This window comes from Xylanibacter ruminicola 23, assembly GCF_000025925.1.
Classification (GTDB): domain Bacteria; phylum Bacteroidota; class Bacteroidia; order Bacteroidales; family Bacteroidaceae; genus Prevotella; species Prevotella ruminicola.
This window is the reverse complement of the sequence record NC_014033.1, coordinates 3,119,138-3,143,883: the sequence shown is the minus strand read 5'-3', so window position 1 is coordinate 3,143,883 and position 24,746 is coordinate 3,119,138. Positions and strand designations below refer to the sequence as shown.

At 47.6% G+C, this 24,746-nt stretch carries 20 protein-coding genes and 3 pseudogenes; 4 read left to right on the top strand and 19 right to left on the bottom strand.

Features of this window, described 5'->3' with window-relative positions:
* Positions 1-65: 65 nt before the first annotated feature.
* The 3 genes from PRU_RS13315 to PRU_RS13305 are packed head-to-tail and all read left to right on the top strand — an operon-like array spanning position 66 to position 7,753.
* On the top strand, positions 66-2,678 hold the full coding sequence (locus PRU_RS13315) for a GH92 family glycosyl hydrolase (RefSeq protein ID WP_013063824.1): 2,613 nt from the start codon (positions 66-68) through the stop codon (positions 2,676-2,678).
* Positions 2,675-4,516 carry a sensor histidine kinase gene (locus tag PRU_RS13310; protein WP_013064990.1) on the top strand — a complete coding sequence of 614 codons (1,842 nt, stop codon included), beginning with the start codon at positions 2,675-2,677 and terminating at the stop codon, positions 4,514-4,516. Before PRU_RS13315 ends, PRU_RS13310 begins: the two co-directional genes overlap by 4 nt.
* A 12-nt stretch (positions 4,517-4,528) precedes the next feature.
* Positions 4,529-7,753: a GH92 family glycosyl hydrolase gene (locus tag PRU_RS13305; RefSeq protein ID WP_013064126.1), complete on the top strand. Its 3,225-nt coding sequence runs from the start codon at positions 4,529-4,531 to the stop codon at positions 7,751-7,753.
* Here the strand turns inward: PRU_RS13305 and PRU_RS13300 are convergent.
* A complete protein-coding gene (locus tag PRU_RS13300; RefSeq protein ID WP_013063319.1) occupies positions 7,743-10,214 on the bottom strand; it encodes a glycoside hydrolase family 3 N-terminal domain-containing protein in 2,472 nt (823 codons plus the stop codon). The two genes, PRU_RS13305 and PRU_RS13300, sit on opposite strands and share 11 nt — an antisense overlap.
* 118 nt (positions 10,215-10,332) lie before the next feature.
* Entirely contained in the window at positions 10,333-12,702 is a 2,370-nt protein-coding gene (locus tag PRU_RS13295; RefSeq protein ID WP_041386285.1) for a TonB-dependent receptor domain-containing protein, read from the bottom strand.
* A gap of 206 nt (positions 12,703-12,908) precedes the next feature.
* Between PRU_RS13295 and PRU_RS13290 the strand changes: the two genes are divergently transcribed.
* Positions 12,909-13,808 (top strand): LytR/AlgR family response regulator transcription factor, encoded by a 900-nt coding sequence (locus PRU_RS13290; RefSeq protein ID WP_041386283.1) that lies wholly within the window; start codon positions 12,909-12,911, stop codon positions 13,806-13,808.
* Between the two features lie 158 nt (positions 13,809-13,966).
* On the opposite strand, the gene PRU_RS13285 is transcribed toward PRU_RS13290, so the two are convergent.
* From PRU_RS13285 to PRU_RS13220, 17 genes and pseudogenes are all read right to left on the bottom strand, one after another.
* Positions 13,967-15,088, bottom strand: a complete 1,122-nt coding sequence (locus PRU_RS13285; RefSeq protein WP_013063645.1) for a DUF418 domain-containing protein — start codon at positions 15,086-15,088, stop codon at positions 13,967-13,969.
* Positions 15,089-15,099: 11 nt separating this feature from the next.
* Positions 15,100-15,636 (bottom strand): GNAT family N-acetyltransferase, encoded by a 537-nt coding sequence (locus PRU_RS13280; RefSeq protein ID WP_080517210.1) that lies wholly within the window; start codon positions 15,634-15,636, stop codon positions 15,100-15,102.
* A 260-nt stretch (positions 15,637-15,896) separates the two neighbouring features.
* Positions 15,897-16,358, bottom strand: a complete 462-nt coding sequence (locus PRU_RS13275; protein WP_218140788.1) for a GNAT family N-acetyltransferase — start codon at positions 16,356-16,358, stop codon at positions 15,897-15,899.
* A 27-nt stretch (positions 16,359-16,385) separates the two neighbouring features.
* Complete coding sequence (locus PRU_RS13270; protein ID WP_049769174.1) at positions 16,386-17,105, bottom strand: alpha/beta hydrolase; 720 nt, start codon at positions 17,103-17,105, stop codon at positions 16,386-16,388.
* A gap of 22 nt (positions 17,106-17,127) precedes the next feature.
* A complete protein-coding gene (locus tag PRU_RS13265) occupies positions 17,128-17,829 on the bottom strand; it encodes a flavodoxin family protein (RefSeq protein ID WP_013063243.1) in 702 nt (233 codons plus the stop codon).
* Between the two features lie 132 nt (positions 17,830-17,961).
* Positions 17,962-18,516: a GNAT family N-acetyltransferase gene (locus PRU_RS13260; RefSeq protein WP_224082990.1), complete on the bottom strand. Its 555-nt coding sequence runs from the start codon at positions 18,514-18,516 to the stop codon at positions 17,962-17,964.
* A complete protein-coding gene (locus tag PRU_RS13255) occupies positions 18,509-18,892 on the bottom strand; it encodes a hypothetical protein (protein ID WP_041386281.1) in 384 nt (127 codons plus the stop codon). Before PRU_RS13255 ends, PRU_RS13260 begins: the two co-directional genes overlap by 8 nt.
* Positions 18,893-18,901: 9 nt before the next feature.
* Complete coding sequence (locus PRU_RS16370; protein WP_224083059.1) at positions 18,902-19,327, bottom strand: VOC family protein; 426 nt, start codon at positions 19,325-19,327, stop codon at positions 18,902-18,904.
* A pseudogene (locus tag PRU_RS16365) lies at positions 19,310-19,921 on the bottom strand (DJ-1/PfpI family protein); the annotation flags it as partial. The pseudogene PRU_RS16365 and the gene PRU_RS16370, both read right to left, overlap by 18 nt.
* A complete protein-coding gene (locus tag PRU_RS13245) occupies positions 19,918-20,538 on the bottom strand; it encodes an alpha/beta hydrolase (RefSeq protein WP_013065217.1) in 621 nt (206 codons plus the stop codon). The gene PRU_RS13245 and the pseudogene PRU_RS16365, both read right to left, overlap by 4 nt.
* A gap of 17 nt (positions 20,539-20,555) precedes the next feature.
* Positions 20,556-20,993, bottom strand: a complete 438-nt coding sequence (locus PRU_RS16360; protein ID WP_036908274.1) for a pyridoxamine 5'-phosphate oxidase family protein — start codon at positions 20,991-20,993, stop codon at positions 20,556-20,558.
* A 90-nt stretch (positions 20,994-21,083) separates the two neighbouring features.
* Positions 21,084-21,257: pseudogene (locus tag PRU_RS16355) on the bottom strand (zinc ribbon domain-containing protein); the annotation flags it as partial.
* Between the two features lie 157 nt (positions 21,258-21,414).
* The gene (locus PRU_RS16350) at positions 21,415-21,684 is read right to left on the bottom strand and encodes a zinc ribbon domain-containing protein (RefSeq protein ID WP_224083058.1); all 270 of its coding nucleotides are present in this window, start codon (positions 21,682-21,684) and stop codon (positions 21,415-21,417) included.
* 234 nt (positions 21,685-21,918) lie between these two features.
* A pseudogene (locus PRU_RS16345) lies at positions 21,919-22,305 on the bottom strand (GNAT family N-acetyltransferase); the annotation flags it as partial.
* Positions 22,306-22,327: 22 nt separating this feature from the next.
* Positions 22,328-22,897, bottom strand: coding sequence for a flavodoxin family protein (locus PRU_RS13230; RefSeq protein ID WP_013063986.1), 570 nt, complete (start codon positions 22,895-22,897; stop codon positions 22,328-22,330).
* A gap of 27 nt (positions 22,898-22,924) precedes the next feature.
* Positions 22,925-23,446: a hypothetical protein gene (locus tag PRU_RS13225; protein ID WP_013065429.1), complete on the bottom strand. Its 522-nt coding sequence runs from the start codon at positions 23,444-23,446 to the stop codon at positions 22,925-22,927.
* Between the two features lie 9 nt (positions 23,447-23,455).
* Positions 23,456-24,670, bottom strand: coding sequence for a transglutaminase-like domain-containing protein (locus PRU_RS13220; RefSeq protein ID WP_013063313.1), 1,215 nt, complete (start codon positions 24,668-24,670; stop codon positions 23,456-23,458).
* Positions 24,671-24,746 lie beyond the last annotated feature (76 nt).

Here is a 24,746-nt window from a genome sequence, read left to right as displayed (position 1 = left end):
GCAAAGGTACGAAAAAAAAGACACGAATTACACGAATTACACGAAAAATTGTTTATCTTTGCGGCATGAAACTAAAAACAATTTCGATAACCGTATGCTTGCTGCTGTGTTCGATGGTGAGTATGGCTGGCGTTTGGCAATATGTTGATCCACGTATTGGTAGCGAAGGTGTGGGAAGAACATTCCCTGGTCCGTCGATGCCTTTTGGTATGTGCAAACCAGGTCCCGACTGCACCGTTAAGCCCAATGCCGGTTGGGCCAAGATGCCCGAAGTGGTAACAGGCTTTTCGCAAACCCACGTGAGCGGCACAGGCGGCGGTCAGAAATATGGTAACATACTGATACAGCCAGGCGTTACACCCCAGAAGCGCACAAACGAGGAGTTTGCGCTGGGCTATTATGCCACCACCTTTGAGAATGGTATCCGCACAGAGATTACCACCTCGGAGCGTTGCGCCTTTTATCGCATACACTACCCTACAAATGGTTCGTTGCTGATTGATGCCACACATTACCTGGGTAAGAGCCCTATCCCCGACCAGCGCGAGCAACAGCAGTTTATTGGTGGCGAGATAGAAGTGGTGAGCAATCACGAGGTACGCGGCTACACAAGGGTTCGTGGCGGTTGGAACAATGGCGACGCCTATACGGTGTACTTCTGCTTGGTAACAGATAAGGCTTTTAAGCAGGCGAGCGAAAATACCATCGCTTTTACCGATACCCTAATAAACATCAAGATAGGCATATCGTACGTGAGCGAGCAGCAAGCCAAACGTAATATTCCTGATAACAATTTCGACACCCAGTTAAGCACCCTGCGCAACAGCTGGGAGCAACTGCTGAGTCGTATCCAGATAAAAGGCACAGAGGCTGATAAGCGCATGTTCTACACAGCCCTTTATCACACCATGATTATGCCTGTGGACAAATCGGGCGAAAACCCCAAGTGGACTGAGAAACCTTACTACGACGATTACTATGCTATCTGGGATACTTATCGTTCCAGCTCACCACTGATCACCCTGATTGACCCTCAGCGCGAGGCGGACATCGTCAATGCGCTGCTGAACATCTATAAACGCGAAGGTTATATGCCCGATGCCCGCAGCGGCGATTGCAACGGACGCACCCAAGGCGGTTCGAATGCCGAGGTGGTGATTGCCGACGCCTTTGCCAAAGGTGTAGAGGGCATTGATTATAACTACGCCCTACAGGCCATGCTGAAGGATGCCGAAGTGGATCCTGGTGCCGACCACGAGAAACATGGTCGTGGTGGACTGCACGAATACCTGAAATATGGTTATCTGCCTTATGGAATCGATCGTGCTGGCACGCGTACCATTGAGTATGCCTACAACGATTATTGCATTGCACTGGTGGCCAAAGGCTTAGGCCGCATGGATGTTTACGACCGTTATATGAAACAGTCGCAGAACTGGAAGAACCTGTGGCGTGCCGACTATGAGTGGGACGATGTGAAAGGTTATATCATGCCCAAGGATGCCAACGGCCAATGGCTCGATTCGGTACCCTGGGGCAAATCAAAGGTTTATCATCCACTCATACCTTATACCCCTATCACCAAAGTGGCACCTTGGTATCTGCCTTGGTGGAGCACTTTCTTCTACGAGGCGCTTTCAGCCGAGTATTCGCTCAGCATCCCTCACGATGTGCCAGGACTGATAGAGGCTTGTGGCGGCGCCGCCACCTTCCGCAAGCGATTGGATATGTTCTTTGATCGCAAGCGTTACAATGTGGGTAACGAGCCCTCGTTCCTTACACCTTGTCTGTATCACTGGATTGGCAGACCCGACCTGACTTCGGATCGTGTCCGCCAGATTATCAGCGAAAACTATAACGATAAGCCCGATGGTCTGCCTGGCAACGATGATAGCGGTGCCATGTCGTCGTGGTTAGCCTTCCACATGATGGGCCTCTACCCCAATGCCGGTCAGAGCTACTATCTGCTGCACGCCCCACTGATACCAGAATGGACCCTGCAGTTATCCAATGGCAAAACACTGCATGGTGTACTGAAAGGCAAGGGCACCCACTTTGAGAAGGTAACCCTGAATGGCCAACTGCTTAACGATGCCCGATTGGAACACGCCGACCTGATGCAAGGTGGCGAGCTGGTGTTCTATGTATCGAAGAAGCGTGTAGAAGGGGAAAACAAAGTATTTCCAAGTAAGAAACAAAGTGTTTCCAAGACAGAAACAACCAGTTTCCAAGTTGGAAACAACTTAAAAGCTACCCTCGCCCCCTGCGGCAACATCAGCTTTACACTCAACCAGCAGCACCGTACCTGGCCTTGGGCCTACGCCTGGCAGGCCGACACCTTAATATTTACCTGCAAAGAAGCTACTTACAAGATACCTCGTGCTGTGGTAGAGAATGGTAACGGGTTCTGCTGGGAGATGCCATCTGCCGATGGTGCCATCTACGAGGCCAAAGGTACGTTTGCCTTTATCTCGCAGAAGGCCTTAAAAACATTACAGGAAAAAGGCTACTTTATCTACGATGGTATTACCTGGCGAAAAACAGCCTCAACAAACGATACAATAAAAGTACGTGCTGATATCGATCTTACAGAAATGTGTATCTCACTGAAACACAATCTGCCTCTCGTGCTCGAAATGCGTAATAATCCTTTAGGTATCAATTGGCGTATGGAATGACAAAACGGCTATTAATAGTTATCGCTCTGCTAACATGGGGCTTTGCACTCTATGCTGTTCGTGGCGGCGCTACGGATGTAAAACAAGAGAGTGAAGCGCGATGGCAGAAGATTGTGGCACTTAAGAACTCATCGCAAACCCAACAGCTGGCCCAAGAGGCCAATGCTCAAATGGAGTGGTTCGGCTCGCATGACGAGTGGGACAACTACTATCGTACCTGGCAACTAAAAGCCAACGCCCTGAGTGCACAAGGCAAACTACAGACAGCATTGCAGGAAACACAGCGCATGCTGAGCGATGCCCAGGAGCGCGACAACAAGTTAGGACGTGCGATGGCCTATAAACAGATAGGTGTGATTTATCTGAACATGAAACAGACTGAGCCTGCCGTTGAGGCACTGAAGCACTATGCCGAACTGATGAAGGACGAGGACGACTTTAATTCTATCAGCAACATCTACTACCGCATTGCCAAGGCCTACGATTATAACAAGCAATACAAGCAGGAACTGCAGGAAACCAACGAATGGATGCACTTTCTGCTTACCAAGGTTGGCAAGGTTAAGAAACCACATGTTCGCGAATGCTATAACGCCTGCTATCTGGCCCGTGCTGCCGCCTTTATCGGACTGAACAGACTTCATGATGCCCAAATGGCGCTTGACACCGCCCATCATCATGCCCACCTGATTAACACCTCGCTCAGTCTGCACCACTATTATAAAATGCAGGCCCGCTACTATATGGCAGCAGGCGATGCAGCCAACGCACTCCTTTATACCGACAGCGTAAAGTTTATTACCAACGAAAAGGACGATCATAACGACGAGATAAGAGCCCAGGCCCTGATGCAGTTAGGACGAGGGAACGACGCGGCACAGATTTATCAGCGCCTGTATCAGGAAAAAGACTCGGTGTTCAGTCACGAAGCACGTCAACACCTCGACGAGTTGAACACCATCTTCCAAGTAGATGAGCTCAAGGAAGAGCAGCAGCACGCCAAGTTCTTCTATACCGTGCTGGCCTCAGCTACTGTGGTGGTTGCACTCCTGATACTGATGCTGTTTGGCTGGCGAACAGCTATCAAACTAAAGCGCATAAACGACAAACTGCGCATAGCCAACGAGAAAGCCGAAGTATCATCAAAGATGAAAAGCGAGTTTATCCGTAATATCTCTCACGAAATACGTACGCCGCTTAACATCGTATCGGGCTTTACCCAGGTACTCACCTCGCCCGAAATGGATCTGCCTAAGACGGAAAAGAAAGATATTCAGGAGCGGGTAACCGAGAATACCGACCGCATTACCAAGCTGATAGACCGCATGCTGATGATAAGCAACATTCACAGCGATGCAAAGATTGAACGCGAGGACCACACCGACATTCAAACCATTGTGGCTCAGGCTATTAGTTACTCTGGCATCGAACAGCGCACACGCCCCACAAACAAAGAGGCTGCTGTAACGCTCAAAGTACAGATAGATGCAGCTACCAATGCACTTAGTGTGCTAACCCACAAGTTGCATGCCTCACGACTTCTTGCACAGCTGCTGGAGAATGCCGCAAAGTTTACACACGAGGGCACCATCAGCCTCCAAGCCGAGGCTATCGATGGTCTGGTTCGTTTTATCGTAGAAGATACAGGCATCGGCATTCCTGCTGATGAGAGCGAACATATTTTTGACGAGTTTGTACAACTGAACGAGTTTGCCGATGGTACTGGCATCGGACTTACTGTAGCACGCTCTGTTGCCCTGCGATTGGGCGGCGACCTGCGGGTTGACACCGATTATAAGCAAGGTGCACGTTTTATTTTTGAACTACTAAGATACTGATATAATTAAGATATGAAGAAAGTACTATATACAATGATGTTGATAGGGTTGGCATGCATGATAGCTAACCCCGTGTTTGCACAATACGAGAAATGGGGCGGCGTGTATTATGCCTATCCCATCGAAACGGGTACAGATAAGCCTCAGTTACAGTCGGCCCCTGCTGGTTACGAGCCGTTCTACATTTCGCATTATGGCAGGCATGGTTCACGCTGGCTTACCAACGATGCACGTTACACCTGGGTGAACGAGCATTTTGCCGACACCAAGAACCTGACAAAGTTAGGTAAGGATGTGCGTAAGCGACTGGAAAAAATATGGAAGAACGCCAAAGGCAACGGCGGACAGCTTACAACACTTGGTGCCCGACAGCATCGTGGCATAGCCCGCAGAATGTACCAGAACTTCCCCCAACTGTTTACTAACGATGCCCACTTAACGGCACATAGCAGTACCGTAAACAGATGCAAGGTGAGCATGGAGAATTTTGTGGATGAACTAAAACTATTATCCAACACCCAACACCTTACACCTATCACCCGCGAAGAAGATATGGCATGGATAGCCTATACCTCGCCAGAGGAAAAAGCGTTAGAGAACAGCACCAACGTGCCACTCACCATCTCGCCCGACAGATTTATCAAAGCCCTGTTCATAGATGCCTCGAAAATAAAAGAGCCAGCCAAGTTGCTGATGGAGATACACACCATCGCATCGGATATGCAGGATGTTGAGCTGAACGTATCGCTCTACGATATCTTTACAGCCGAAGAATTTCAGGCTGTTTACGAGAAGAACAATAAGAGCATGACGATTGTTCATGGCGACGTGATTGAGAACAATGGCATAGCTGCCCGCAGCGCCATCTCGCTTTGGCAACGTATCGAGGCCGATGCTGATGCAGCCATCGCCCGTGGCGGCGTGGGTGCCGACTTGCGATTCGGACACGACTCAAACCTGTACCGTCTGCTTTCTTTGATGGGTATTAAGTTCAGAGGCGAGCATTATAACTACATGGACGAGATTCTGCCCATGGCGGCTAACCTGCAGATGATATTCTACAAGAATGCACAGGGCGACGTGCAGGTGCAACTGCTGCATAACGAGCACTCGATAGGCTTTATGAACTGGCAGGCGCTGAAGCAACAGGTAGCCGACCGCCTGCACCACTTTGAGCATCTGCGCCAGCTATGTGCCTTAAACACCATGGTGGGCACAGCGCCTGCCAACACTAAGACTGCAGGATTGTTTGGCAAAGGATCGGAAGAGCACGGGCAAACACTGCCAGCAGTACTCGTACCCAACGGACAGAACTTCTGGACACCCCAGACCCGCGATACTGAGCAGAAGTGCATTGCACCTTATTATTATACCGACTCGCTGTTTCAGGGTATTCGCAACAGTCATTGGATAGTAGGTGGTTGCACACAGGATTATGGATCGTTTACTTTGGCCGTTCTCAGCGGTCAACTTCGTTTAAAGCCCGAACAACGCGCCACCCCATTCTCGCATCAGCAAGAGATATCGCATCCCCATTACTATGCCGTACGTCTGCCCAAGGAACATCTGAAGATAGAGATGACAGGTAGCAGCCATGCAGCCATCTTCCGCATCACACCTGAGCAGGACGGACCAGTACACATCGTACTGAATCATAATAGCGACGAGAAGGTGGGCTATCTGCAGATTGACCCGCAGACGAAGACTATCTATGGCCGCAACCCTGTGCATCGTATTTATCAAGGTTGGGGCGAGCAGGCTGGCTTCGATGGGCACTATCTGCTAAAGGCTTACGATGAAATAAAGGACTGTGGTGTAGATAGCCTTTGCGCCTGGTTTACCTTCGAGGGCAAAGCCTATCAGCCCATCATCCTGAAGGCCGCCACCTCGTTTACCAACCAACAAGGCGCCGAGAAAAACTTCGCTACAGAAGTAGAAGCTTTCGACTTTGAAACCATAATGGCGCAAACAGCCCAGCAATGGATCGACCGCTTGCATACCATCGATGTAGAGGATAGCAACACAGCACGCATCAATCAGTTTTATGGTGCCCTCTATCGCTGCTCGTTCCTCCCCCGCGAGATGAGCGATGTGGATGGCGCTTATCCCAAGTTTGCTGATGGTAGCATCCAACACCCATCACCTGCCACCCATCACCCTACCTATTACGGCGACTTCTCGATGTGGGACACCTATCGTGCCCTGCACCCGCTCTATACGCTGATAGCACCCGATAAGGCGGCAGACATGATGCAATCGCTGGTAACCATGTACACCGAAGGCGGTTGGCTACCCATATTCCCCTGCTGGAACTCATATACCGCCGCTATGATTGGCGACCATTGTAGCGCTGTACTGGCCGATGCCTATATCAAAGGTATCAGGAACTTCGACTACGAAAAAGCCTACGAGGCCATGCGTAAGAATGCGTTTGAAACACCTGCCAACTTCAACGACTACAAGAACGGCATGGGTCGCAGAGCCCTCACCTCGTACCTGAAATACGGTTATATCCCCTTGGAGGATGGTGTGAAAGAGGCTTTCCACCAGGATGAGCAGACCTCACGAACCCTTGAATATGCGTTCGACGATTTTGCTGTAGCCCAGTTGGCTAAGGCTTTGGGTAAGGAGCAGGATTACAAGGAACTGATGCGTCGCTCGGAAAACTGGCGCAACGTGATCAATCCCAAGACAGGCTATTGCGACGGTCGCCATCAGAACGGAAAGTTTGAGAACAACACCGACTTTATCCATCGCAAGTCGTACATTACCGAGGGGGCAACCTGTCACTATACCTGGTATGTACCACAGAATGTAGAAGGCCTCATCGATGTGCTTGGTGGCAAGGAGAAGTTCGAGGCCAAGCTCGACTCACTCTTCTCAGAAGGTCGCTACTGGCACGGCAACGAGCCTTGTCATCAGATAGCCTGGCTTTACGACTTTATCGACAAGCGCGAAAAGACCATCGAGCGTGTAGCCCATATCCTTGATACAGAGTATAACGATACCCCAGGCGGCTTGTCGGGTAACGACGATGCTGGTCAGATGTCGGCTTGGTATGTGTTTGGTTCTATCGGATTCTATCCTGTTTGTCCGGCTACCGATCGTTATATGTTAGCCGCCCCCAGATTCCAGAAGGTAACACTGAACATGGAAAAAGGCAGGAAGTTTACGATAACGCCAAACTCCCTGCCCCTTAATCGGAACTATATTACTCAGGACGAGATTAAATATTAGGCTCGTCCCAGATCTTTGTCTGTGTGCAAGCAGTACCTACGGTCTGGTTGCCAACCTTAAGGATAAAGTCGCCCTCCTCAAGGGTCCACTTACCATCGGCGCCTACAAAGGCTAAGTTCTTGGCAGGCAACTGGAAGGTAACAGTCTTTACCTCGCCTGGCTGCAACTCAATCTTAGTGAAGTCGCGCAGACGCTTGTTGTCAGGTACGATAGATGCAACCAGATCGCTGCTGTAAAGCAGAACAGCCTCCTTACCGGCCTTGGCGCCAGTGTTCTTTACATCTACGCTTACTGTCAGCACATCAGCGGCAGTAAACTGCTTCTTGTCAACCTTCAGGTTGCTGTACTCGTAGGTGGTGTAGCTGATGCCATAGCCGAAGGGCCACTGCAAACTTACCTTTGCATCGTAGTTGTAAGCGCCAGCCATGGTGCCCACCTCTTCTGATACCTTATAATCATAGGTGTTCAGCGAGTTAATCTCGCGAGGATAGGTGTAAGGCATCTTTGCCGAGAAGTTAGCATCGCCAGCCAACAGGTTAGCCAGCGCGTCGCCACCGTAGTTACCAGGAATCAGGATATCTACCACAGCCTTAGCCAATGGCTCGATATCAGCAATCAGACGAGGACGACCCTCGTTCAGCACCATGACGATGGGCTTGCCAGTCTTGGCGAGTGCCTTTACCAGGTTGCGCTGATTTGCCGACAGCCACAGGTCGTTCAGGTTACCAGGTGTCTCGGTATATGAGTTCTCACCGATACAAGCGATAATCACATCGGCCTTGTCGGCAGCGGCTACAGCCTTGTCAATCTGTGGCTCGTTCTCATCATAGTAAGCTCCATTCTCATTATAGGTCACACCCTGCTCCAGAATGATGTTCTCCTTACCATACTTATTACACAGAGCCTCGTAGATGGTGTTGTACTTCTCTGAGAGTTCCTCTGCCTTCGAACCCTGCCAGGTGTAGCTCCAACCACCATGCAGACAACGCATCTGGTTGGCGTTAGGACCAGTCAACAGAATCTTCTTACCCTTTGCCAGAGGCAGAATATTGCCCTCGTTCTTCAGCAGCACCTCGCTCTCCTCAGCAGCCTTCAACGAAGCGGCTGCAAACTCAGCACTACCAAACTTCTCAAAGCCCTTTCCACCTGTGTTTGGCTTCTCGAAGAGGCCCAGACGATACTTGGCACGCAGGATACGGCGAACAGCATCATCAATACGACTCATCTTCACCTTACCCTCCTGTACCAGCTCCTTCAGCAGGATACAGAACTCAACGCTATAGGGATCCATCGACATATCGATACCAGCATTGATAGCAATGCGGATGGCATCTTTCTTATCCTTAGCTACATGCTCACGAGAGAACAGATTGTTGATATCAGCCCAGTCGGTAACCAGGAATCCATCCCACTGCAGGTCTTCCTTCAGCCACTTGGTCAGATACTCGTAGCTGGCATGAACAGGCACGCCGTTGACTGAAGCCGAATTAACCATCATGGTGAGTGTACCAGCCAAAGCAGCTGCCTTGAATGGCTCAAAATACTTCTCGCGAATCATCTGTGGCGAGAGGTAGGCTGGAGTACGATCCTTTCCAGTCCAGGGGGCACCATAGGCAAAGTAGTGTTTGGTGCTGGTACCTACGTGATACTGGTCGATGTGGTTATTATCATCGCCCTGATAACCCTTAATCTCAGCAGTAACCATCTTTGAGTTTACGATAGCATCTTCGCCAAAGCTCTCATATACACGAGGCCAACGTGGGTCACGACTCAGGTCAACCACTGGGTTATACACCCAAGGACAGTTAGCTGCACGACTCTCGTAAGCTGTAATCTCAGCACCTCTGCGAGCCAGTTCGGTATTGAACGATGCACCTAAGTTGATGGGCTGTGGGAAGAGTGTTCCACCCTGAGTATAGGTTACGCCGTGGTTGTGATCCAGTCCATAGATATCAGGAATACCCAGATACTTCATCGACTTTTTCTGAATCAGCTGAATCCACTGCTGCCACTGGGCTACTGTTGGAGCCTTCGTGCCTGGTGCATTCAGGATAGATCCCACCTTCCACTTAGAGATAAGTGTATCGAGCATCTGCTCGTTCAGTTTCCAAACACGCTTGGTATCACCCTGATAGATATCTACTGGGAATCCACCCAACTTGTCGATAATCTGCTGGTCGGTCATCTTCAGCAGATCCTTGATTTCTGCTTCCGATCTGCCATACTGCTGCATCACTGAACGAACCTTTTCACGATCCACCTTGGCATTCTCTACAGTCATCTTGCCAATAATGTCGAGGTTAAGTTCCAGCATCTGACCGATCTTCTCGTCGAGTGTCATCTTAGCCAGAGTCTTCTCAATCTTCGCCTCCAGCACCGCATCACGGGGGATGGCAGGCTGCTGTGCTTGCATCATGGTTGCAGCACAAATCATTGTAATCGATAAAATTGTTTTCTTCATAAATTGTGTTGAGTTAATGAATTCTGCCTGCAAAGATAGTAAAAACATTTTAATATCCATCCCTTTTTGCCATTTTTAAGACACCTTTATAGCGTTTCGCTCATTTTATTAATCCATATCAGTTGCTGTTGCTCATGCGCTGCTGCTCGGCTTTACCTGCGCCAGTTCCCTTATACTTACTCTTCTGGGCATTGAAAGTGTAACGGATAGAGATGTCAAGACGATGGCTACGGCTTCGTGTTTTCTGCACACCGTAGAAGAAACCACAGTCCTGTGCTACATCCTGTACGCTACGTTGGAACACATCGCTGATGCTGGCACGCAAGCACAAAGCATCGTTTTTCAGCCAGCACTTCTGTACCACAAAACAAACATTATACGAGGGTGAGAGCATACGGAAGTTCAGCACGTCACCTTTGGTCTGGATGTTGGTATTGGCCTCCAACTGCCAACTATACTTGAAGCGGAAAGTGTTATTCAGATCGAAGAAGAAGATAGGCTTAGTGAAGGTCACATCCGTCTTACCTGTATCACTACGAGGATCGTCGAACGTCATCGTGTTCCAGAACTTCTGCCCGCCGATAGTCCAGCTTGGGCTATATACGCCCCATGTGGGATTGGCCGACAGGAAGATGGCCAAATTGCGAACGGGGTCAGGCAGATTGGCCTGCTTCAGTAGCATGATACCTTCGTTGTTATAAGCCATTGGTACCTGAGTGATGGTGTTGTCGCGACGCTCGTAGGCAGCAAACAGGTTGATCCACTTCCATCTGGCATTGATGCTCACCTCCTGCATCGTAGCATTCTTCAGTTTCGAGTCGCCCTGTTGCAGGGTAAACGAATTCAGATAATAAATATGGTCGCTCAGTGCACTATAGTTCGGGCGAACGGTTTTCATAGTATAGCTCAGCGAAGTCTGGATAGCACCAAACTGCTTTGCCCAGGTGATATTGGGGAAGAACTCATCCTGATAGCGTGTCATATTATTATTGGCATCCAGATTGTCCATATAGTCAAAACCCACATGCTCATAACGCAGTCCGGCGCTTACGGTACCAAATTTATCCAGGTTGGCATTGTAAGCCACAAAAGCAGCCACATTGTTTTCTTTTACATCCGTATCAGTAGAAGGGAGAGGGTAATTTGTGATAGCCGAACTGCTCTGTCGCTTCACGAAACTCATCTCCGTTCCCGCCTGCAACTGTCCTTTCCACACAGGATAGCTCAACACCAGTTTAGCAGCCCAGAGGCGTGACCATGTATGCGAGTTCTGCTGCATGGTTTGGGCTTCAGGCAAATACACATCTATCTGGTTGTCGGTAGTTTCCTTAGCTGTTGCAAAATCTACATTCAAGTCGATGTTCAGTTTGCCCACCAGACCGTTATAATAGGCATTGCTCTGCCAGTTATATGGATAATGGGTATGATCATCCTGATGCGAGAGGTCGTGGCCAGTAAGATTGTTCTCTGTATTCACCCACATATCATTATGCGTTTTAAACTGGTTGTGACGTTCCACTCTGGCACCCAGCGAGTGCTTGTCGTTAATCTGCAAGTTGAATCCGAAATTATAATTCAAGCCCTGCCCCTGCCAGTCATTGCGAATGTAGCTATCTTGAAGAATATTCCTAATGCCTTCATCAGTCTTAAGGAAGGTAGATTGCGTAATACGCAGATCGTTAGGACTATCCCATTTCCAATAGTTAACCATACCAAACAGGTCCAGATTGTTGTGACGATAACGCAGGTTTAGCGTGCTACTGGGATCGCTGAAGCCGAACGTCAGGTTCTGGTTGTTGGCAGCCATCAGGTCGAAACCCAAACCAGCTCCCTCCCGGCGAACAGTCTTGATACGTACTACAGCCGAAATGGTGGCATCGTACTGCGCACCAGGATTAGTAATCACCTCTACGCTCTGTATCTCTTCTGAACGCAGTCGTTTCAGTTCATCCTTATCCTGCATCTTTCTTCCATTAATATAAAAGATAGGTGTACCCTTTCCCAGCACCTCCAAGTCTTCACCTTTCAGCGTCATACCTGGTACCTTGGCCAGCATTTCCTGAGCAGTACCCGACTTGCCCAAGACAGTACCCTGAATGGTGGTTATCATCGAGTTGCCTGTCAGTTTGGTTTTAGGCATTTGGCCCTTCACCACTATCTCACTGAGCATCGCCTGATCTTCCTCCATCTGGATGGTACCGATTTCCATTCCCTTTACGTCAACATACTTGGTACGATATCCGATATACGAGAATCGTAGAATGCAACAGACCTCAGAGACTTTAATCTGGAAGAAACCATCCACATCGCTCGTTGCACCTTGTATATAAGTAGAGTCGGCTGTAAGCAGTGCCACACTCACAAATGGCAAAGGTTCACCATGCGCGTCAATTACTCGTCCGCCTACATCCTCGGTCATAGCCTCGGCTGATAAACACATCATCATTGCAGCTATCAAAGCTACCATTTTCAAACTAATCTGTTTCATTTTTCAATTCAATTTATTTTTTGTCTGTTTGACGGCACACAGTTATTAAAAAGTTGCAATCCTCCCCTATTTTGGGACGAATTGCAACTTTTTGTGACGAATAACAGGGATAACAGCATGGAAATGCAACAGAGAGTACGACAATTTTTAAAAATGTGAGAATTTGTTTGTTTTTTTACTCGCTTCTTTGTATCTTTGCGGCTTGTATGAAACAAGGACGCAAAGAAACGATAACAACGAGAATTATCAGCACTACGTTTACAGTAGTGGCACTGGCAGTGTTCAAGCCTTTCTGGATGTCGGATTGGCAATGGCAGGGATATGCACATCTGATAGTGTTGGGAGTGATTGGCTTCCTCATCTGCATGATGACGGACATCATCCTGAAATATGTTGTCAAGATGCCGAGGTCATTCAAGAAAGGCGCTGAATACATCATCCGCCGCAACCTCAGATTTCAACTTATCAATACACCGCTCGTGGCATTGAGCATCTGCCTCTATCGCCATTTCGTGCTGAACGAACATGATGCAGGCAACCAGCTTTCAGTTGTCAATTTCCTTGAAACCCTTGCCATCATTGCCTTCTGCTCGTTCGCCATCGGACTCTATTGGCGCTTCAAATACCGTAGCAAATATTTAGCGATAGAACTGGAAGATACGCGACTGCTGAACGAGGAATTGAAGAAGATGCAGGAGCCCGAACAATCATTGCCGAACGAAGCAGAACACTCCGTTGAGAATTCTCAACCGCAAGAGCTCACACTCACTGGTACCACTAACGAATCGGTGACGTTACAGATTTCCGATCTATTATATATAGAGGCTGTGGGCAATTACGTCAGGGTCAGTCATCTGCGCAACAATCAGGTACATACCGACATGCTTCGCGCCACGATGAAACTCATGGAGGAAACGCTTGAGTCCTATCCAATGATAGTCCGTTGCCACCGCGCTTTCATGGTCAACCTAGGTCAGGTAGAGCAGATTATCTCACATTCTGGCACTACCCAGCTGCTCATCAAGCATTGTCACGAATCACTCCCCGTTTCGCGCAGCAATATGGCACAAGTTAGAGCTGCGATACAGATAGCCCAGCCTCTCTAATGTCTTGACAGCATCAGGCACGATGCGAGAAGCCTGGGAATTATCGTAAGTGCTTCCCGGATGGAAGGGATTGGGAATGTCGGAACGGCCACGTAACCCATGGTCGATCATATACTGCAGTGAAAGGTCGGAACGGTTGGTAAAACATCCGTCAGCAGTCACAACCTCATCCATGTCAGTTTTCTCCAAAGCCCCTCTAACGGACCGCGAGGATGATTGGAGAACCAATATCTGGCAAAGAGATACTGACAAACAACCATGCCACATCCAACCATCACAGCATAGGTAACACCTAAATGGCGATAGCAAGCCAGGCCATAGCCGCAGAAGATAGCACAGCCGATGATGGACTGGAGCAGATAGTTGGTAAGACTCATACGTCCGAAAATACACAAATGATGCAACACCTTGCGCACGCCCTCAGAAGCATACCATGCCGAAACGATGGCCGACACAATCATCATCAATATCATCAGATTGTAGATCGGGTTAAGCCACGAGGCTATCTCGCTAAAATCCACAATACTCAGCACAACTACCACCAACGCCGATCGCCATAACAGTTGATGCCATATCTGCAAATTACGCCCTTCGTTATAAAACATACGCTGGCGGCCCAACTGCATACCTAAAATAAACAGGCACAGCAGCTGGGTCAGTCGCCCGCTGAAGATATTGAAGCGGAAATTCACCTCAAATCCATATCGCAGGTTGGTAAGGGTATTCTCCCAGAATGTACCATGCTCATGGGCACTGTTGATCTTGCTGTACACTTCCCACAAGGTGCTGTGGTCGATGGTGGTGCCAGTCAGCAGGCAGAATAGTTCTACAGGCTGGATGGCTAATAAGGCAATTATACACCACACCCACTTCGACGGCAGATAACTGATTGGGATGAGCAGCAGACCATAACAGGCATAAAGCATCAGGATGTCGCCATCGTAGAAAGCCACATTGACTATGCCGAAGAGGAACAACAGGCACATGCGCCAAGCAAAGCGCCCAGAGAAATTATTGCCTTTCTGCTGCTGATTATCGTTCATGATGAAGAAACTCAAGCCGAAGAGCATGGCGAAGATACCGTACATCTTGCCAGACAGCAGCCAAGCCAGTACATCGGCCACCATCTGGTCAGTCGCTAGCGTATGGGTTATCGGCTCCTGCGTAAAGATATTAAAGTGTTCCACCGAGTGATACAGGATAATGCCGGCTACAGCGATGCCTCTCAGAGCATCAGCCACATCGATTCGAGTGTTTGCCAGATGACGAGATTGATACATAGTCTTTACTTTTATAATTCCATTTCAAATTCTTTCCATTTATCACCGTCGATCAAATAGGAACCGTCGCCTTTGATGCGGAAGCCTACCGATTTGTAGCATTCTACGGCAGAAATATTCTCGCAAAACACACCGAGCGTAATCTGCTTAGCGCCGAGTTTCTCCCTTGCATATTCGATAGCCTGTCGTAACAACTGCTTACCATATCCATAGCCTCGCTTCGTATTATCTACAATCACAAAGCCGAAACGGATGATGCTTTTATCCTCAGAAGGACGTCGTAACAGAATATGGCCGATAATCGTATCACCCACTACTGCCGTCAGTGGATATATGTTGTCGCCATTGTATTGCGCCATCATCTCCTCAGGCTTGGCAGGAAAATCCTTATACCTGTCGGCACTCCAAAGTCGGAAGGCATGCTTATCCTTACACCAACTCAGAATTGTTGCTGCATCATCAGACAGAAATGGTCGAAGAGTCATATCTAATGATGATTTTTTGGCACGACAGTTTACGTGCTTCGGGGGTGTCATGAAATCTTGCATTTTCTTTCTTTTTAATGTTTTGACGCTACAAAATTACGAATTGTTGCCGAGACAAACAAACATTAGGGATAAATTACACATATTTGTGATGAGTTACGTTAAAAAACGAACCCTATATTTACGGTGAGGGCGTGATTACTGATATCCTCAATGATATCCCTGGATAGTGGCAATGGTAAACGGGAATGTGGTTGGTTATGCCTTTTTGCCAGCGAGCGTAAGTGCCCATCTCTGGCGTATCTAATTGTCTAATGTTCTCATCATACAATTTTCTCCATATATACAAATTCTAATTGATCATCAACGCGCCTACGGTCAAACTCTTGATAGCCCATCTTCTGATACAGTCGGATGTTGTCAATGCTACGGGTGCTCGTAAACAGCTCATATCTCTTTTGAGGGCAATACTTCTCTATCTCACTCAGAAGTTTCGTGCCATAGCCACGATGTCTGTAATCGGGATGAACCATCAGTTTTCCTACAAAGACGGTTTCTTTCATCTCCCATGCACGAATAGAACCTATAATGAGATTATCTGTATCCACCATCTTCAGGATAATACCTTTGTGGTATTCCTCAATCACCTCATCTAGTGTTTGCTTTAAGGGTGGTATATCTTTGTTGCCAAATAAGGCAGCCTCACTCTGATAAGCAAGGTATTGCAGATTGAGAATCTCCTGCAAATCGTCCATGTTGGCCTTACTGATACTGTCTTTCATCATATTTCTATTAGATCACTCATAGTCTATTTATTTTGCATAAAACATAAGATATTCCTCCAAATGAGCTTTGATATAATCAATGGTATGATGTCCTTCGTTTAAATGATTCTGAACCAGAACGCCACGGACTGCCAATCTTTCTGCCAGTTGCGCACATCCTCGATAAAATCCACCTTCGTCCTCACTTCCTGCGTCAAGATAAATCTCCATAGTTGAAGGCAAAGTACACTTCTGAACCAGAAAAAGCGGATTATTTGCTTTCCATTGCTCACTGGTTCCGAAATAATGCAGGTCGTCATCATCCAATACGTCTTCGATGGCAGGCATGTGACCGCCTACTCGCTCAAATAAATAAGGATGGCGGAAAGCGTAGTTCAAGGCAATGAAGCCTCCAGCCGAAACCCCTCCAATGCAACGTACACTCGTTTTGTATTGTTTCTCTACAATTGGCATCACCTCGTTAAAGAAATAATCTTCGAAAGCACCTAATCCTAGCGCATCTTCCATCCTTGGGCAGACAATTAGCATTGGTTTCATCCTGCCATCTGCAATCATTCTGTCTGCAACGGTTTGTATATACAAAGCATGAATAATAGACTCGTCGCCACTACGCCCGTGCATAAAATAGAGAACAGGTAATCCCTCGCAAAAATTGGTTGGCATATAAATCGTAACAACCATAGTCTTACCTAAAGTTCGGCTTTGTATTTCTATTGTATCAATTCTTGATTTAATCATCCTCTTCATAATTATTCAATTACAAAACTAGTTAGCGTGCCAGCATTCCTTCAAAAATGCCATTCACGGTCTTGACGAATGCATCTGCAGGGAGCATCGGTGTATCAAGATACGCCTGTGTCTCGTCAGAGATTCTTTCTGTTTCCTTGTACTCTGCACCGGCTTGCTTTACTTTTTTTAAGTAAGGAGCAGTAAAAATCTCGGTATCGGGATTCATGAAGAGCGAACCCTCAGCACAACAGATGTAACTGATATTCTTGCCATACATGTGGCGCATGGCAAACAGAAGTCCATCGAAGTTTCCCCTCATGTTAGGCAGTCCTGCTGTCGAAATCAGTACCGTTTTCTTGGTGCCTTCCTCATAACCATAGTGATGGGCAATGCCATCAGAATCGATATACATCAAAGGCGAGTTAAACGATACTGTTCTATCCATCAGTGCCTTACAATGAGAGGGTACGCCATAGGCATAGAGAGGTATCGACCAGATAACCAGGTCGGCTTGGCGAATTTTCTCCATCACTTCTGTTGCATCGTCCTTCTGCACACACTCGCCTGATGTCTTAAACCAACAGGCATAGCAAGCTCTGCAGGGATTGATATTAAGACCAATGGTTGTTACAAACTCCACTTCCGAAGCCTCTACTTCGAGACCTTCCAGAAATGTTTTGGTAAGTTTAAGCGTTGTGCTGCGCTCCTTATTTGCTGATGCGTTAATGACTAATACTTTCATTATTATATTTTATTTAATATGATTTGACGCTGCAAAGGAACGCATAATTGCTGAGACAGCCAAATATCTGGGATAAAACGCAGTTATTTGTGACGAAAGGGAGCGCTAATCGTGAGTTACAGGAGCGCGCATCTATGTAGCACCATGCAATGATGACAATTCTAATCTCAACACTCTGATAGGCCTGTTCTCACCTTGATACTGGTTTTCGTCTATGCAAATCTCGCCTGTGGGAACGAAACCACACTTTTCCATTACTCTACCAGAAGCTGGATTATCTACGAAGTGGCCGCTAATGAGCGATTGGATGTCCGTCGATTCTCGGATGTGGTCTAACATCAGGCGCAGTGCCTCTGTGCAGATGCCCTTATTCCAATAGGGCTTGGCCACCCAATAACCAATGAGCGGTTCACCCTCGCGGGCCGGCAGATCGCACTCGCACGACGGGCCGTACCCCATAGCGCCAATAGGCTCGTCAGTCTCTTTTAGAACGATAGCCCATGTGTGCAGCACGTCATTAAATACAGTGCGAATAATCTCCAGACTCTCCTCCACATTCTGATGAGGTGGCCATCCTGCACGAGGCCCCACATCAGGATCAGAAGCCCATTTATACAGTGTCTCCGCATCCGATTCGCGCCAAGGGCGCAATATGATACGATTTGTTTCCATTGTAATTCTATTCATTTGATATTATCGTTTTCTCTTCCCATGCTTTTTGGGAAATAGCCAAACAGCAAATAAGTATAAACACCAGCCACGCAAACGGGTTATGAGGCATGAAAGCGACAGCCGCTATGCCATCAACGCTCAGTGCACCATATATCAACATATATGGCCTACGTAGAAACGGATGTTCTTTTACTTTCTTATGTAGCATTGCTATAAGCAAGCCGCACACTATTAATAGCATGCCACACATTAGACTCATATAAATTATAGCCTGCTGCTTGGCCGGACTTAGCAACTCCAAACCACCATTAATTAATGGAGTAAAAGTAGCTACGATATGGATGACACCCATTGTTGCAAGCGCCATCGCAAAAATACGGATAGACTTCATTATCTCTAATCAATGATTATTCTGCTCGATTGTAAACGAGCCAATCTCTATCAGGTTTCCATCAGGGTCGGCCACATAGCATGTGCGCTGGCCCCATGGCTCTGTGGTGGGAGGAAGAACAGATATTGCTCCATGGCGGAGTGCATGCTGATATTCCTTGTCAACATCGGCATACGAAGGAACATCGAATGCTAATTCTACAGTGCCGTTGAGCCCCATAGGATATTGAAATTTGTAAGACACCATCTGTTCGAAATCACTACGAGGATAGAGAATGATACGCATGTCGCCCAACATCATCTCCACGTTTGGCTGAATGCCATCCCAGTCGGTGGTAAAACCAAAAGCTTTTGTATAGAAATCAACAGTAGCCTTATTATTACTGGTAAAAAGGCCAACGGTGTTGAATTTGAATCGAGGACGTGGCGAGTACAACTTTACCAGTCCGTCGCTCATAAACGTGTACCAGCCATTAATCATTTCTGGCGTATCGTTCTCAAGCAGTTTCAGCAACTCGCGTGTAAACTCAAGATATCCCGAACCATTGGCTGTAACGATACGACCATCTGTTACAGCCTGCTCGTTCACATAACCGGTCTCGTTGGTATAGTTGTTGCCACCCCACAATTTCAGTTGGTTGATACCATTTCCTGTATGCTTGATGTTGTTCAGCAATCCCTGTTTGGCCATCCACGAAGCGGCATTACAGATAGCTCCCACAACAACACCTTTGCTCAGCGCATCCTTAACAATGGGTAATACACGCTCAGCTTCGGAATTCATCCAACCAAAACCGCCTATCAGTACCAAGGCAGCATAATCTTCAGGCATGGTTTCGAACGAATAGTCGGGCAGGGTTCGCATACCACCAATCGATTTTACAGGCTCCATCGTTGGGGCTACCATCTTGTTAATATACTTTGGTTCCTTACGAAAGCCTGTGGCATTGGTGCTCACTGCACCTGGCATAAAACCGATCTCGTGCTCGGCATAATTATCCAGCAATATGTACAATATTTCTTTCATCATTTTATACAATGTTTTTCTATCGTTTTCTCTTCCCATGCTTTCAGGAAAGCAAGCTGTTCTGGCGTATGAAACCAATGTTCTCCATCAGGCATGATGGTGACCTGACACTGATGCTGACTGATGAAGTCGTAACCTACTTCCTCGTTGACAATCAGATCCACTTCTGGGCGAAGAATGTATGTGGGCGCAACCCAACTTGTAATTGGATTATTAACAACCCACTCGTAATAGTCGTCCTCGCGCTGTGGCATCAGTTCAATAAACCGCTTCATGTCGAGAATTGGAGAAACAAGCAATGCCTGCTCCACTTTCTTGCTCTGGAAAGCCAACAACGTAAACCACGAACCTATACTGTTAGCACGAACAGATACCGATTGCCAATTATCATATAGATAATCACGTATCTCATTCAGCAAAGGCAGTACCTCCCAAGGCTTGCGCTCTACAGGCAGGTCGATACCCAGAACTTGATAACCTTTGGGCACAGCCACCTCTGCAAAGGCCAATGCCTCTTCCTTGCGTCCATGCAACCCATGCACAAACAGGAACACTTTCTCGCTCTTCTCGCCAATAATCAGCGCCGGCGTAGAGTCAATATTTAATTCAACAACCTTCATGCTTTGTTGTTCATCATTTACTCAATTACGAAACTACGTGGATAGAAATCGCTGTAGAAACGGCCATCGGTAGCAGTGAACTTCAACACGCAGTAATTAGGATCGGTGACGCCGCCTGGATAGTACTCTGTGTCGCCATCGCGCCAGATCATCTCCTTCGAGGCTGCATCCGTCAGCACCTCCATTGTACCTCTGAGCATCATGCCCTTAAATCCTTTAGCATCGCAGAAATAGATGCTTGCCTTGGGATTGGCCTTGTATTGAGCCACACGTATTGAGAATGTGTTGGTTGTAAAGTAGAAGGTTTTGATACCCTCACGCTTGCGTGGCTTCAACATGGCCTTGGTCCAAGGGAATCCGTCCTGATCGACCGATGAGATGTAAGCGATGGGCTGTTTGTCGGCCATCTGTGCAATAAGTTCTTTAACGCCTGCCAAAGCAGGGTTAACATTCATCACTTCATCGTTACTAACATCCAACGTTTGGCGCCAGCGCTTCAACTGGGGAAAGTACGATTTCATCATACCGATATATTCCTCTTTTGTAATGGGTTTCTCCAATCCCTCGTTTACTGCGCCAACAAACTGTGCACAATGTTCAATCATCTCTTCCATCGTGCAGTCCTGCAAGAATTTTCCATCCTTGTAGCAATACATACAGTAATCTTCGTTCTTACTGCCATCGGCATTAGTACCGAGGACTTCCTCTGTGAGTGGCATTCCGCAACTCTGACAAAATCTTTGTTCTTTATTCATATTCTTATGTTGATTATTGACGCTGCAAAAGTACACATTGTTTCAGATAGCAACAAATTTCTGGGATAAACAGCATCGATTTGTGACGAATGGGGGTTAGCATAACCTAAGCCATAACTCATCATTTTCTCCATCGTTTTAGCATCGGGAAGAAACCTTGCATCATCTGCTTATACTCTTCTTTGGTCATAGGCTTGGGCATGTTCTTGTTTACCTCATCAATAAACTGGGTGCAATGCTCAATCATCTCGTCCATGTTGCAGTCCTGCACAAACTTGCCATCCTTGTAGCAATACTGGCAATAATCAAAATTGGTACTGCCGTTTTCGTTTGTACCGCAATCCTCGATACGCGTCAATGGCATGCCGCAACTCTGGCAGAACTGTGGCAGTTGGCCCTCTTGGAATGCTTTCTCCTTCTGAGAGAAGCTGGCTTCATAAGCCTCGAAAGCCTCTGGGTTTTCATCGGCTACAAAATAGCCCTTGGGAGGGCAATAGGTTGCCTCGGCGATACCATTGTTCTTAAGCCAACCAGGAATTAGTTCCTGAGCCAGGAAATAAGGCACTTCGGCATCTTTCGGCTCGGCATGATAGTGAATGTTCAGTTTGCTGGCAAGGTCGAAGCCTGCATGTTTGTAAAACTCGATGTTACCCTCCATACAGATAAATCCGATACCCATGTCGCGAGCCTTATCCAAGGCATATTGCAGCAACTTCTGACCATAGCCCTTGCGCTTGTAGGCAGGATGAATGCTGATGGGGCCGAATGTCCACGAAGCTTTCTTGCAGCCATCATCAAGCACAAGTTCGGCCTTCGAAAACATCACATGACCGATGATCTTTCCATCTACCTCCATCACAAAATCCAGCTCTGATATAAAGTCGGGATTGGTTCTATAATGATTGAGCACGTAATGCTCTGTGCATCCAGGACGATATACGTTCCAGAATGCCTCACGCGTCAGGTTCTCTACCTCACGATAGTCTTTTGTATCTTCTAATCTAATAATCATTGTTATTTTTGATTTTAATTATTTACAACTTATTGATAGCCTTACGGCACTTTTGTTTGTCTTTCTCGGTCAGCGCGGGATGCATGGCTGTTCCGCCACGCTCGATGGTACTTACGATTTTGAAACCTGCATAGCGGGCTATCTCACGCATGGCACGGATAGCTCCGCGCGACTGTTTGAACAGAATGTTCCAAGGCCATGGCGTAGTGCAGGTGCTGATAAGGATACCCTTCTTACCTTTCATCAGCGGTTCTGGAAAACGATTAGTATCACGCATCATGCCATACACCTGACGGTCGAACATCAGTTTCATCTGTCCAGGGATGTTGCCCCAGTAGCAAGGTGCACCCATGATGATCGCATCAGCCTGCTGCATCATCTTCAACACCCGCTGCGAATCATCTTCTGCGAGAACGCATTTCTGCTTCGTGCGACACGCCATACAGCCTTTGCAAGGCTTCACGGTCAGGTCGTTGGTATAGACCATCTCCACCGTATCGCCTCGCGTTTCAGCCTCCTCCTGCATGATGCCTAGCATCTGGGAAATCAGCCCCTTCTTCCGAGGACTGCCATTTATAATCAGAATGTTCATATTCTCTTTTGTACTCAAAAATCTATTTTATTTGTATCGCCCACAGAAAATCCTTTTACGCAGACACTTTATGGCGGGTTTATAATAATCTATCTCCATCGCTTCGAGGGTACGTTTCAACTCGTCCATCAGTTCTGGATAGAAGGTGCACATGCGAAAGGCGAGTTTCATGCAGAGCGTTTGGATGCCAGGAAACTCTTCGATGCTGACCATGTGCTCGAAACAGAAATCAAGGAAGTCAGTCCGCAAATCATCCTCGTTCATTTTCAGCTTTTCGATGATGTTCAGCGTTAGCCGCCTCACCGACGAATTCTCCGTCTGCATGGCCTGATCTATCAGCTCATTGTATATCACCTTCAATTCCGACAACTCTTCGTCCTTAGCTTTGGTCAGACCCCACAAAGCAGTTCTCGCCACACGATAGTCGGTGTCGAAGGCATAGCGTTGGGCAAAGCCCAGAAAATCCCCTTTCGCCTTAATCTCTTGGTATATCTCCTGAGCTCCGCCCTCACTAAAAGTCTGGTTCAATCTCTCACTTGTTATCGCCATTGTAACTATTTATTCTGGTTTTGCCCAGAATACCTCTGGGTCGGTTGTGGTATCACACTTCCAATTGTTGTTAACGAAGCCTACTGGTATAAGTCTGACGTCACCTTCAGGATCGTTGTCGCGATAGACGCTCTCAGGATTAAAGCGGTTAAGCTTCTTGCACACAAAGTAGTACAGGTTCTTCGCCATATAGGTTTCCAAATAGTATTCCTTTGTCTGCTGCGACTCATGGTTCCAGTTGGCTGTTTCACAAAGCACCAAGGGCTGGTCGTTAATGAGTCGTTCGCGCACTTCGGCGATGCTAAGCAGCGTGCCGTTCTCATCAGTCACCCAGGCATCCATCGTGGGGTCGATATAAAGCCATTTCTGCAACTGGCTCGACCACACCGTGTTAATCACATGGCACTCATAATCGAGCGAATCGGCAGGCATGCAGGTCACGTAGCGGGCAGGAATGCCCATCGACAGGTACATCTCGCAGAGCGATATGGCCAGCTGGCGGCAGTTCACCCCCTTGCCAGTAGCCTTGTAATAGTTGTAAAGGTCGATGGCATCCAACTCGGCAAACGCCTGGTTGCTGCCGTCGTGGCGGATGTTGTCGTGGGCAAAGTGCAGCAGATTGATAATCTTCGACAGTTCATCGCCCTGACCTGCTACAGAATCGAGTTTAAAGTAATCGCGAACCTTGCAGAGATTGTTCGATCTCTTGGGTTGATAACGGAACTCTACCTTCGCATCATCCTTTGCATACGGGGCCGACTTCTTCAGCACATTCAGCGGCTGACGGTCTTTCACCTGCGCCAGTAGCGCCTGGTATTTCTTGTCCTTGCGCAGCGAGACGAGGTCGTTGTCGTTCACCATATTATTATAATCCTTATAGCCCAGCTCGACAGACTGCCCCAATGCCGCAAGCGCCTGTTTCTTTTGTCCCACTATCGCATAGCAGCATGCCTGGTCGTAGTAAAGCAGTCCTTTCTGCTCCAGAATGGCTCCCTCGGGGATGGGGGCCACTTTGAAAATCGTGGTGGTGTCGAGCATCGCGATACAACTTGCCAGTGGGGCCAGCGCATCCTTGTGCTTTCCACTATGCATCTGGTCACGATACTGTGTCTGATACTTAGAGAACTCATTTTGAAAGTCCATCATTCGTTGATTCTGAGCCTTTGTGTTCATAGCACTCATCATCACAATGGTCAATGCCATCAATAATTTAAGTTTATTCATACTCTCCAGTTTTTATCATTTGACGTTGCAAAGATAAGCATAGTTGCAAGAATAAGCAAAATTTTGGGATAATCTG